This is a genomic window from Microbulbifer sp. A4B17, assembly GCF_003076275.1.
Lineage (GTDB): Bacteria > Pseudomonadota > Gammaproteobacteria > Pseudomonadales > Cellvibrionaceae > Microbulbifer.
This window is the reverse complement of record NZ_CP029064.1, coordinates 1-12,658: the sequence shown is the minus strand read 5'-3', so window position 1 is coordinate 12,658 and position 12,658 is coordinate 1. Positions and strand designations below refer to the sequence as shown.

At 51.3% G+C, this 12,658-nt stretch carries 9 protein-coding genes; 3 read left to right on the top strand and 6 right to left on the bottom strand.

All coding sequences use genetic code 11. The features are described 5' to 3' along the window. Window positions 1-160: 160 nt before the first annotated feature. Complete coding sequence (locus tag BTJ40_RS00045; protein ID WP_108731201.1) at window positions 161-1,156, bottom strand: GlxA family transcriptional regulator; 996 nt, start codon at window positions 1,154-1,156, stop codon at window positions 161-163. 284 nt (window positions 1,157-1,440) lie between these two features. Here BTJ40_RS00045 and BTJ40_RS00040 point away from each other — a divergent pair, with 284 nt between their 5' ends. From BTJ40_RS00040 to BTJ40_RS00030, 3 genes are all read left to right on the top strand, one after another. Then, window positions 1,441-2,601 carry a class I SAM-dependent rRNA methyltransferase gene (locus BTJ40_RS00040; protein ID WP_238152092.1) on the top strand — a complete coding sequence of 387 codons (1,161 nt, stop codon included), beginning with the start codon at window positions 1,441-1,443 and terminating at the stop codon, window positions 2,599-2,601. Window positions 2,602-2,762: 161 nt separating this feature from the next. Beyond that, window positions 2,763-3,194, top strand: coding sequence for a GNAT family N-acetyltransferase (locus BTJ40_RS00035; protein WP_157953834.1), 432 nt, complete (start codon window positions 2,763-2,765; stop codon window positions 3,192-3,194). A 140-nt stretch (window positions 3,195-3,334) separates the two neighbouring features. Further along, window positions 3,335-4,015, top strand: coding sequence for a phosphoadenosine phosphosulfate reductase family protein (locus BTJ40_RS00030; RefSeq protein ID WP_108731198.1), 681 nt, complete (start codon window positions 3,335-3,337; stop codon window positions 4,013-4,015). Window positions 4,016-4,106: 91 nt separating this feature from the next. Here BTJ40_RS00030 and BTJ40_RS00025 read toward each other — a convergent pair whose 3' ends face one another. The 5 genes from BTJ40_RS00025 to dnaA all read right to left on the bottom strand — a co-directional run bounded on the left by BTJ40_RS00025 (window position 4,107) and on the right by dnaA (window position 12,658). Continuing rightward, complete coding sequence (locus BTJ40_RS00025) at window positions 4,107-5,885, bottom strand: hypothetical protein (RefSeq protein WP_108731197.1); 1,779 nt, start codon at window positions 5,883-5,885, stop codon at window positions 4,107-4,109. A gap of 338 nt (window positions 5,886-6,223) precedes the next feature. Continuing rightward, window positions 6,224-8,644, bottom strand: a complete 2,421-nt coding sequence (gyrB, locus tag BTJ40_RS00020; RefSeq protein ID WP_108731196.1) for a DNA topoisomerase (ATP-hydrolyzing) subunit B — start codon at window positions 8,642-8,644, stop codon at window positions 6,224-6,226. An 18-nt stretch (window positions 8,645-8,662) separates the two neighbouring features. After that, entirely contained in the window at window positions 8,663-9,769 is a 1,107-nt protein-coding gene (gene recF / locus BTJ40_RS00015; protein WP_108731195.1) for a DNA replication/repair protein RecF, read from the bottom strand. 117 nt (window positions 9,770-9,886) lie between these two features. Beyond that, window positions 9,887-10,993 (bottom strand): DNA polymerase III subunit beta, encoded by a 1,107-nt coding sequence (gene dnaN / locus BTJ40_RS00010; protein ID WP_108731194.1) that lies wholly within the window; start codon window positions 10,991-10,993, stop codon window positions 9,887-9,889. 33 nt (window positions 10,994-11,026) lie between these two features. Then, window positions 11,027-12,658 (bottom strand): chromosomal replication initiator protein DnaA, encoded by a 1,632-nt coding sequence (gene dnaA / locus BTJ40_RS00005; RefSeq protein WP_108731193.1) that lies wholly within the window; start codon window positions 12,656-12,658, stop codon window positions 11,027-11,029.

Below are 12,658 nucleotides of genomic sequence, written 5' to 3'. Positions count from 1 at the left end.
AAAGTTGAAAATTAATCTTCGGTAAAGAATTATTAGTAAATGCTATTGCGGTGAGATTTAAGCATCATTTAATTTTCACTGAGATAAGTATAAATTTTCTAAATTAAATATTAATAATTGGCTTCAAGTAATAAAGAACTACATATTTTTAAACTGGCTATTAGTGGAAACGCTTTCGGTATTCACTCGGCAAAATGCCCTTGTGCTTTTTAAAGGCTCTTCTCAATTGCTCTTGGGATTGAAACCCACAGAGTTTTGCCACCTTATCCTGTGATTGATTTTGTTCTGAAAATAATTGGCAGGCTCTTTCTACCCTTATTTGCTCAAGAAAACGAGCCGGCGTTACACCGAGTTCTCGCACAAAATTTCGAGCAAAATTACGTGGACTCATCGCCGCCTCCTGAGCCAGCCTCTCCACTGTTATGGGTTGCTTAATGTTTTGGTACATCCATTCAATCAAAGTTGCAAAACGATCGCTGTTTATCTGATTTTCCAGGCGCACACTAAATTGCTGCTGTCCTCCATCTCTCTTTAAGTAGAGAACAAGAATTCGAGCCAGGTTGAGTGCCAAGCCTCTCCCATGATCCTCCTCGATCATCGATAGTGCCAAATCAATTCCAGCAGTAATTCCGGCCGACGTATAAACATTACCGTCGCGGACAAAAATGGCATCCGGATCCACTTCTATCTGGGGGAATCCCTGCAACTCAGGAACATCGGCCCAATGCGTCGTAGCACGACGTCCATTGAGAATGCCTGCGTTGGCGAGCATCAAGGCCCCACTACAGATTGAACCAATACGAACAACTTTTTTCTGCTGCTCAGCCAGCCACTCCAGAACAGAACTATTGGCACAAGCGCGCTGACAGGAGTCCGGTGGCATGCCGCTCACTAACAGGGTATGAATCCCCTCAACTTCATGAAACGGGAGGTCTATAAAAACCTTAACCCCTGTCGAAGTCGTAACCGGACCAGACTCAAGTCCCACCAACTGAATATCATAGAAATCCTGGTTGGAACGCCCTTGTTTGCGCAACTGGTCATTTGCCAAGGCAAAAACCTCTAGGGGACCTGTGATATCCAGGCTAGTTGCACCCGGGCAGACCACCATGGCGACTTTCCTAGCTCCATTTTGTGTTTGTTGGTGCTCATTCATCTCGGCAGTTTTCCACAACGGCTGGGGATAAGGATGACTTCCAGGCGCCAGATTCTGCCAGTTATAGCCAGCTTAGACACCCTGTTACCCCAAATTGATAGTCATTTTCTCCGGTACTGACGTATAAACTTTGGCGGATATGAGTACCCTTGGGTGACTATTGGTTCTTAAAGCTCCGAACGAGCCATACATCAGCTTGCAGGCTTGACCTTCACTTAGCTGTCCGCACAATTGCCCCCTAATTTGTACACATCAACGGAGATCCCCTTTTGGTGGAGTTAATATTGAATCGAGGCGCAGAGCGCCGACTCAAGCGTGGCCACCTATGGATTTACAGCAATGAGGTGGACACTAAGCGCTCTCCATTAAAAGGAATTGATGCGGGTAGTCAGTGCCAAGTTCACGATAGCCAGGGCAAACTGCTCGGCACAGCCTTTGTAAATCCGAGCCAACTTATTTGTGGACGAATAGTCAGTCGCAATTCTGGCTTTTCCACAGATACTGTTTGTGAGCGCATACAAACTGCTTTTGAGCAACGCCAACGGTACTTTTCTCACCCCAGCTACCGGATGGTATACGGTGACTCTGACTGGCTTCCGGGCTTGGTAGTGGATAGGTTTGGGGATTATTTAGTAGTCCAGGTCAGTAATTGGGGAATGGAGCGCTACCAACAAACGATTGTGGATAAGTTGGTGGAGATGGTTAACCCCAAAGGCATCCTGCTGCGCAATGATCATCAGGGGCGCGCAATTGAAGATATGCCGCTGGTACACACCGTGGCCTTTGGAGATGTACCCGAGATGGTCCCGTTCGAAGAGAACGGCGTTCCACTTTTGGCCCCAGTACACCAGGGACAAAAAACCGGGTGGTTTTACGATCACCGGGAAAACCGCAGGCTCTTAAATCGCTGGGTCAACGGCAAAAGGGTGTTAGATCTGTTTTCTTACGCAGGTGGTTGGGGCATACAAGCACTTGCCAGTGGAGCCACCGAAGTAGTGTGCGTAGATGCCTCCCAACAGGCCTTGGATTGGTGTTCCCTCAATGCGGATCACAATGATTTCGCCAACAAGCTCAAAACCTTCCAGGGTAAAGCACTGGATGTCCTTAAGAGCATGGTTGCAGAGGGGGAAAAGTTTGATGCGATCGTGCTAGACCCTCCCGCTTTTATTAAGCGAAGGAAAGATCACAAAGCTGGCTTGGCGGCCTATCGCCATATCAATGAACTCGCAATGCGTTTGTTGGCGAGGGGTGGGCTGTTAGTAAGTGCTTCCTGCTCTATGCATCTACAATCCGATGAGCTTATCGACTGCGTGCGCGGTGCGGCGCACCGATTGGGGCGTCCGGCATCAATTCTGGCCAGCGGTGGCCAGGGGGCAGACCACCCTGTACACCCGGCTATCCCAGAGACCAATTACTTAAAGGCGCATTTCGTCCATCTGGGCTAATCCCACCTTCAATTCATACCATCCCCTGCGGACTGAAGCCCCACAGCTAGGTCCGCACTTTCTCTAGCCTAATGTGAGTACTCACTCCTAAAAGTCGGTTTTTTGGGATATGGCGCCCTTCTTGACTAGGATTTGCCCAATTGTTCAGGATGGTGCTTGTTATGCTTCGAGCCGTAAAAGATACAGACCTGGATCGACTTGAGCAGCTCTGGTTGCATGCTGCGGCTCATTCCCACCCCTCCCTTTCCCGTCGATTCTGGCTGGACCGCAGGCACCAATTCCGCTTGGACCACCTGGGCTCCAAAAGCTGTATCGTGTTTACTGATCGTCACGCAGCAGTGGCTGAAGCATTTATTACCATCACAAAGGATGGTCGATTGGCTTACCTCTGCGTCAGCCCGCTATTCTCAAACCGTGGCATAGGTGCCCAGTTGATTTCAAAGGTGAGCCGGGGGCTTCCTAGCCTCCAAGCTGAACTCCTCAGGGAAAACCTGCGCACACGTTACTTTCTCCAAAAGCATGGGTTTGTCGAAAGAGATCGCCACTATAAGGCCGAATATGGTCAACATATGATCGTGATGTCACATGACTAAGCCTTCACTAAGCACATCGACAGCAACAAAGACTCTACTTATAACTTTAACTTCTTGATTCACTTCTTTTTATTGTTTCTACGCGACTCTTGAACCGGGTAGCATGCCTCCCATCATAATTTCCTGAGCGCTGAATTTTTATGGGACGCAACGCTTCCAGCCAAACTTTACAGCCTATTCCAGAACGCACCTTTCATCACGATGCGGACCTGGGGTCCATGAACCTGCGTTTCGCCGGCGCCAAGCCCAGCGAAATTATGCAGTTCACTATGGAGCACGCTCAGAACCCGGTAGTTTTTACTAATTTCCGCCCATTGGCGATAGCCTTTCTTCACTTGGTTACCCGCGCCAAACCGGATATCCCGGTAATCTGGGTGGATCACGGATATAACACCCCAGAAACCTATCGCCATATCGAAAACGTGGTCAAATCTCTCGATTTGAACCTGCGCACCTACTCACCGAAGATGTCCGCAGCCCACTACAACGCTGTGTACGGGGGAATCCCGCAGCTGGATACGCCTGAGCATGACTTCTTCTCCAGGACCGTTAAATTGGAGCCATTTAACCGTGCTATGCAGGAGTTGCAGCCGGACGTGTGGCTAAACGGTATTCGTCACGACCAGAATGCACACCGTAAAAACCTGGATATTTTCACCCAGGGCAACCACGGTACTATTCGAGTGGCACCGATGTTCCACCTGAAGGAAATCGATGTGGAAGAGTATGTTTATGAGAATGACCTTCCCGATAACGATGTGTATTTCGATCCCACCAAGGGGGAGGAGCATCGGGAATGTGGGCTTTTATTAGAAAAGTAGCCCAATAACAATCAGTAATAAAGGGTTTTGCAGGTGCAAAGCGGGCACTATTAATGCCGACTTTGCACCTTAGTTTGAACCCAGGAAAGCATTACATACGGTTAGTCGAGTTAACCAACATTTCCCCTTCAGCATAGAGTTCACAGCGGTCTCTTATCTGGTACTGCTCTCGCTGCTCTTCACAGGCCCGAAGAGCACTTCGATTCGCCTCTACTTGGTTGCCGCCGTCTTCGCTAAAACCCGCCACAAATGCACCACGGTAGTCCACAGCCATTGCCAGGGCTTTGTTGCCAGAGTACTTCCTGTAAGTTGACATTAATTGGCCCAAACCACTGATCTCAAGCTCGAACTCCAAACCCGCTTCCTCCTCCAACTCATCCAGCATCGACTGCAACTGTGCCCGCGAATCCTCTTCCGCAATTTGCATTAATAGCGGTTGAGAGACTTTTGAGAAGAGATCTCTATCTCGATCCAGGTAAAGCTCCAGTACATACCACCAGGCAATTCCCGTTTCCCTCGGAGCACGCAAATACGCCTGCTCTAGCATTTCCATATACTTCTGGCGGGGATACCCCAAAACTTGCATTGTGATCGCCAGTTCATACCAGTAGGCTGGTACTTCCCCTTGGGCATTTACTAATTGAACATATTTATCCCGAATACGTTTCATCTTTCTGGGACTGAGGTATCCCTCCTCCGCCAAGGCTGCGGATAAATCATTTTTTGCCTGGGCTTCGAGATACCAGGTTTCTCCGTGGTATTTCGCCGGAATAGAATTCAATACTTCCTCAGCGCGGGAATAATTTCCTTCACCAGTCAAAGCAATGGCCAGTGCGGAATTTAACGATGGGCTAGAGGCCTGCTTTTTATCTGCATAGACAATATATTCTTCTAATGCTTCGGATCCCTGCTCCGAAATTGCCATAAAGTAGGCCAGTTCTGCGACTGCGGCACTACTGTCCATCAAGTTAACGGAGGGGGATTTAATTACACCATTATTGGAAAACTCCCCCTCGTAATAAATGAAATGACCTTTCGGCAAGTTCTTATACTGCTCATTGAGCTCTTCAAAAGTCATTCCCAGAGCTTCAGGTAAGCTCGCAATTGGATCTTCGCCGGCATTATAAGCCTCCAAATATTCATTTAAGGCTTTATTTCTATCCGCATCGAAAATCATCCAGTGAGCTAACATCCATCCACTGGCATAAAGTGCTCCGGTATCTCTTGAATTCAGCGAGCCAGGAGTGGCTGAAAGGAGCTTATCCAGTGGCAACTCTCTCGCTCGATTAAGACTAATCGCCCGATCAACCGGTATTTTTCCAAAGCTGTACTTTTTATTTTCACCAAAATCTACCGTGGAAAATACTTCAGCAATACCTTCACTAAACCAGTAGGGGTAGAGGTGCTGGCTTCCGCTGTAGGTTAAGAAATGCGTATATTCATGAAACAATGTCTGACGAGCGGGATTATCTGGAAGGGCACGATTTCCGTTTAGATTTAATAATGCGAAGCTCCCATAAGCAGTATTATGGAATTGTCCAATGATAGTTCTAGACGACTCGCTACCACTGACTCCTTTGAAGCTGAGCCGATCATCCAGGGCGTAAATGGTCAACTTTTGTTGATCTGCTGAATACTTAATATATCGTTTTGCAAAAATCCGAAATCGTTCCAAGTCTATTGCCAGTTTTTCAACTTGCTTGGGATTATCATTGGTAACGATACGAAAGTGCTCGGTTTCGATTTCGTACCATTCAGAGTTGACTAATTTCTGCGTGCTAGTGCAACCATATAAAGCTAGTGCAATCACACCACCGACAACTATAAAACGGCGAGCATCGCCGAGAATAGAAGAAATGAGGTTCCCCATAAGTCTTGTGGTCCGTTTAATTTTATTTGTTTGTTTGTAAAAATAGGTAAGTTAGAAGGATTTCTATAGTTTTTGAGCTTTTTAAAAATACAGCAAAAGTATTGCTTGGCTAAGCTTTACTAAAAGTTTTTATTGTTTATTTTAATTTCTTGTCAGTAATTTCAGGCTTTATTGGAAGGGCAGGTATCGGATCTGTGCAACACTTTCCGATAGAGCGAAAATAAAAATATCGAATTTATTGCAAGTCATTTTATGTGAGAAAAATAACACACAGTAACTCCCCATTTTGCTTCCGAGGGAAATTACTGTGCGACTTTCAGAAAATAGCCTTATGGCAATTAAACGTCGAGATTCTCCACCGCCAAAGCGTTGGTCTCGATAAAGTCACGGCGCGGCTCTACCTGATCACCCATCAGAGTTGTAAAGATCTGGTCCGCGGCAATGGCATCTTCAACGGTTACCTGCAGCATACGACGGCTCTCCGGGTCCATGGTGGTTTCCCAAAGCTGCTCCGGGTTCATCTCACCTAGCCCCTTATAGCGCTGGATACCGTAGCCTCTACGGCTCTCGCCCATCAGCCAGTCCATCACTTCAGGGAAGCTGCTGACAGCGTGCTGCTTCTCGCCGCGCTGGATAAAGGCACCCTCTTCCAACAGACCCACCATCTTCTCACCCAGAGCGCATATAGACGCGTACTCAGCGGAATCGAAGAACTCGTGGTTAATCAGGTAGTCACTGCCGACACCGTGGGCCACGATATGGATATGGGGCAGGAACAGGCCGCGCTCGGTGTTCTCCTGAACCGTCACTTCGTGACGACGGGTTCCACCACTCTCTTCGTCACCGAGTTTCTCCTGCAGCTTCTCACTCCAAGCCACAACTTTCTCCTGGGACTGCAAGTCTTCCTGAGACAAGCTGGGCAGGTAGATCATGCTGCGCAGCACTTCCTCAGGGTACAGACGCGACAGACGGTCGATTGTCGCCAATACGCTGCGGTATTCGCCTACCAGGCTCTCCAGGGAGGCGCCAGAAAGCCCTGGGGCATCCGGGTTCACAAACAGCGTGGCGCCTTCCAGGGCGGCGTTGGTGAGGAACTGGGTCAGAGCGCCCTCATCCTTCAGGTACTGTTCCTGTTTGCCCTTGGAGATCTTATACAGCGGCGGCTGGGCGATGTAGATGTGACCCCGCTCGATCAGCTCCGGCATCTGACGGAAGAAGAAGGTGAGCAACAGGGTACGGATATGGGCTCCATCCACGTCAGCATCGGTCATGATGATGATGCTGTGGTAACGCAACTTATCCGGGTTGAACTCACTCTTGCCGATACCACAGCCCAGTGCGGTAATCAGGGTACCCACTTCGGCACTTGAGAGCATCTTATCAAAGCGCGCTTTTTCCACATTGAGGATCTTACCCTTCAGCGGCAGGATCGCCTGGGTGCGGCGATCGCGGCCCTGCTTGGCAGAACCACCGGCGGAGTCACCCTCCACTAAGTAAATCTCAGATAGTGCCGGATCTTTTTGCTGGCAATCTGCCAGTTTTCCGGGCAGGCCGGCAATATCCAACGCTCCCTTGCGGCGAGTCATTTCACGGGCCTTGCGGGCCGCCTCACGGGCTTTGGCCGCGTCGATCATCTTGGTGACGACAGATTTGGCTTCCTGTGGGTTCTCCATCAGGTAGTCTGTGAAGTGGTGACCCATCTCCTGTTCTACAGCGGGTTTCACTTCGGATGAAACCAGCTTGTCCTTAGTCTGGGAGGAGAATTTCGGGTCCGGAACCTTCACAGAGATAATCGCGGTGAGACCTTCCCTGGCGTCATCGCCAGTGGTGTTCACCTTGTCTTTCTTACCCAGGCCTTCCCGCTCGATATAGCTGTTCAGACCGCGGGTCAGGGCTGCACGGAAGCCCGCCAGGTGGGTACCACCGTCGCGCTGGGGAATATTGTTGGTGTAGCAGAAGATGCTTTCCTGGAAGCTATCGTTCCACTGTAATGCCACCTCTACTGCAATGCCGTCTTCGCGCTGGCTCTGGAAGTGCAGAACCTTGTTAATCGGAGTTTTGTTCTGGTTGAGGAACTCCACAAAGGCACTCAGACCACCCTCGTATTCATAGACCTCTTCCTTACCACTGCGCTCATCCTTCAGGACAATACGCACACCGGAGTTCAGGAAGGACAGCTCGCGCAGGCGCTTGGCCAGCACATCGAAATGGAACTCGATATTACTGAAGGTATCCTCAGACGGTTTGAAGTGCACCGTAGTGCCGGTGGTATCGCTGTCACCCACAACTTCCAGGGGTGCCTGGGGCACTCCGTGGTGGTAGGTCTGCTCGTGGATCTTGCCACCGCGACGGATAGTCAGCTTCAGCTCTTTGGACAAAGCGTTTACCACCGATACCCCTACCCCGTGCAAACCGCCGGAGACCTTGTAGGTGTTGTCATCAAATTTACCGCCTGCGTGAAGGACGGTCATAATCACTTCTGCTGCAGAAACCCCCTCTTCCGGGTGAATCTCTGTCGGGATACCACGGCCATTGTCCGATACGGAAATGGACTCATCCGGGTGGATGGTTACACGGATCTCATCACAGTGGCCGGCCAGCGCTTCATCGATGGAGTTGTCGACCACCTCGAATACCATGTGGTGCAGACCGGTGCCATCGTCGGTATCACCAATATACATTCCGGGGCGCTTGCGCACCGCATCCAGGCCTTTTAATACCTTGATACTGCTTGAGTCATAGCTTTGCTGCTCTGACATTTATTCGCTCCATTAAACTTATTGTGCGGCCGAAGCTTCGGCACTGATCTTCCCATGTTCCACGTGGAACACTTTCGGGCAATTCCAAGGGGCATCTAGTTGCCGCCAAGGGCGGCTTGTAGTGCCCTCCTCAATTCCGGTTACAAGCACCTGGCTGGCACAACGCCCAACCCAATGCGCAAAAATCTGTTGGTTACTGTCATCCAGCTCTGCCGGCAAGTCATCTACCAGGAATACTGGCATATCCCCCTGCCTACAGACTACCTCCGCCATGGCCGTGCGCACCGCACACACCAACATCTTCTGTTGGCCTCGAGATAGAATATTGTGGGCCGACTCACCGGCTACGGTAAAACGAATATCCGCCCTATGGGGACCAATACGCGTATGCCCCTGTGAAACATCTGATTCCCGTGATTCAGATAGAGCGCCACGCAGGTCAACTTCTTTACGCCAGCCACGACGGTAACTCATATCGACACGGCTCAACAGGCTCTGTGGTAACTCACCGAGAAGTTGCGAAACGGCAGACTGCAATTGAGAAAACTGAGCTAATCGCAGATCGTTTACACGCTCGCCACTAAGGGCCAACTGCTCTTCCCATACGCCGATGCTAGCCTCATCGATTTTACCACGACGCAGGAGAGCATTTCGCTGCCGCAGTGCGATTTGATAATTTTTCCACTCCTGGGCAAATAAATGTTCCACGTGGAACACTGTCCAATCCAATAATCGGCGCCGAATGCCGGGGCCACCATCAAGTGCGGAAAAACTTTCACTGTTTATCAATTGAAGGGGCAGGCAACTAGCAAGCTGTGAGCTGGATTCCGCTGGAGCCTGGTTAACCCTGATTCGGCCCGAGCCATCTGCGAGGCGCTCTACCCCCAAGTTAAAACCTGTATCGAGCTGGGCAAAAACCGTAAGCCCACCAGTATCATGCTGAATAACCGACTTATGCTGGCGAGAGCGAAAGGAACGACCGGTTGCCAGCATATGTACCGCCTCTAGCAGTGAAGTCTTGCCACTGCCATTCGCACCGCAAAACACGTTAACGCCAGGACCCAGTTTGAGATCGGCAGAGCAGATATTTCGAAAATTAGATAAGAGAAGACGGGTCAGCGCCACAGACACCTCCCCCAGAGTGAAGAGCGCGATGCACAAGCATCGCTTTGTTTATCGGCTACCCCACCGAGCGGGGGGGTAGCCTCAATCCATTCAGAAAAGAGCAATGGGTGGGCTGCCTTACAGGCGCATAGGCATAATCACGTACAGCGCATCACCTTCTTCAGGTTGCTGCAGCAGAGCACTGCTATTGGCATCCGCCAAACTGATACGGATCTGGTCACTGTGAATAGCACCAGTGACGTCCAGCAGATAGGAAACGTTAAAGCCAATCTCCATTGGCTCACCTACGTAATCCACCATCATCTGCTCTTCCGCCTCTTCCTGCTCCGGGTTGTTGGCAACAATCTGCAATAACCCCTCAGAAACCTGAAGACGCACCCCACGGTATTTCTCGTTGGAGAGAATCGCTGCGCGGGAGAAGGCCTGGCGCAAACCCTGGCGATCGGCATAGACCACATTGCCCGCCCCTCGCGGCAACACGCGCTCGTAGTCAGGGAACTTCCCGTCCACCAGCTTGGAAGTGAAAGTAAACTGACCACTAACCACACGAATATGGTTGTTACCCAGCACTACCTGTGCCTGTGCATCGCTGTCTTCAAGCAAACGACCCAGCTCAAGTACGCCTTTGCGCGGCACAATAGCCTGGATAGGCGTGGCGACATCCAGGCCGGGGGCATCGCGATCGCAAAGCGCCAAGCGGTGGCCATCAGTAGCAACCGCGCGCAGCTGCTGCGGGCGACACTCTAGCAGTAAACCATTCAGGTAATAGCGCACATCCTGCTGAGCCATAGCAAAACTGGTGGCTTCTATCAGGCGGCGGATCTCGCGCTGGGAGATATCGAAACGGGTCTGTGCACTGGCCTCTTCCTGGTTCGGGAAGTCCGCTGCGGGCAGAGTCGACAGCTGAAAACGGCTGCGGCCACTGCGCAGTATCAGGCGCTCGCCATCGCGCTCAAACTTCAGTTCAGCACCATCGGGCAGAGAGCGACAAATATCCAGCAGCTTGCGTGCGGGAACAGTCACCTCGCCCTCCATTTCTACACCGTCTACACCGAGACGGCCGACAATTTCCACTTCCAGATCAGTACCGGTCAGGGAGAGTTCCTGGCCCTGTAACTGCATCAACACATTGGCCAGGACTGGCAGTGTTTGGCGTTTCTCAACAACACCGGCCACCAGTTGTAACGGCTTCAGAAGGGCGTCCCGGCTCACATTGAATTTCATCGGTAGTTTCGCCTTGTTTTGTCAGTTATTCGATTAAGTGGTCAGCGACCGTGTCAGCAACTTAACATCCTCGCGAATATCCGCGTCGGACTCCTGCAACTCACGTATTTTGCGGCAGGCATGCAGTACTGTTGTGTGGTCGCGACCACCGAAGGCATCGCCGATCTCCGGCAAGCTGTGATTGGTCAGCTCCTTGGCCAGGGACATAGCGACTTGGCGGGGACGGGCCACCGAGCGACTGCGCCGCTTGGAGAGCAAATCCGCCACCTTAATTTTGTAGTATTCAGCGACAACCCGCTGGATATTATCCACACTGACCAATCGATCCTGTAGGGCCAACAGGTCTTTTAGTGCTTCGCGCACAAGGACATCGTCAATAGCGCGACCGGTAAATTGCGAATTGGCAATTACGCGGCGCAGTGCACCTTCAAGCTCTCGCACATTGGAGCGAATGCGCTGCGCAATAAAGAAAGCGGAGTCGTGAGGTAAATCCACACCCACCTGCTCGGCCTTCTTCATCAAAATAGCGACTCGGGTCTCGAGCTCCGGAGGCTCTACAGCCACCGTTAATCCCCAGCCAAAGCGGGATTTCAAACGCTCTTCCAAGCCGTCGATCTCTTTGGGATAGCGGTCACAGGTTAGGATAATCTGCTGACCACCTTCCAGCAGGGCATTAAAGGTATGGAAAAACTCTTCCTGAGAGCGCTCCTTACCGGCAAAGAACTGGATATCATCAATCAACAGGGCGTCAACAGACCGGTAATAGCGCTTAAAGTCGCTGATGGCATTCAGCTGTAGCGCTTTCACCATATCTGCAACAAAGCGCTCGGAGTGCAAATACACCACCTTAGCATTGGGGTTGCGCTCCAGCAGTGCGTTGCCAACCGCGTGCATCAAGTGGGTTTTCCCGAGACCCACGCCCCCATATATAAAGAGGGGATTGTAGGCGCCGCCCGGATTGTCAGAAATCTGTTGTGCTGCAGCGAGGCCCAGCTGATTGGACTTACCCTCAACAAAGGATTTGAAAGTAAAGTTGCGATTGAGTGAGCTGCCGTGCTTGATCGCCCCTTCCACCTCAACCTGCCTGGCCGGCTGTTCCGGTATAGAACGAGCCATACCATTCAAAGCAGGAGGCCGCAGATCTGTCAGGGCCAGTTCCCCTGTTGTCATTTGTTCGACAGTTACTTCCTCAGCCATAGCAGGATGCGGCACCGGCCTGCTGGCACCAAACCCAGAGCCCAGCGATGTATTCACAGGAGCTGGTGTTGTAGCTACTGGTGGCACAGATACCGGTGGCGGTGCCACTGCCGTTTGTACCGGCGGTTGTGGCGGAGTTGGCGCCGATGGCGAGGGTGTCGGTAGCGGTGTCGGAGGGGCATTACTTGCTACATGGCCGCGCTGGAAGCGAGCCGGCCGGCGAGCGGTGATCTCGAGCGCCACTTGCAGAGGACGCCCCGGTGCAAACTGCTGCACCAACTCGCGAATGCGGTTCAGGAATTTATTGCCAACCCAGTCCAGCACAAAGCGGTTCGGTGCGATCAGGCGCAACTCGCCCTCAGCACTGACGGGATTGACGCGCAACGGTCTGATCCAGGTATTAAACTGCTGAGATGGCAGCTCATCCTGTAAACAGCTCGCGCACTGCTTCCATACGGATTCAGTCAA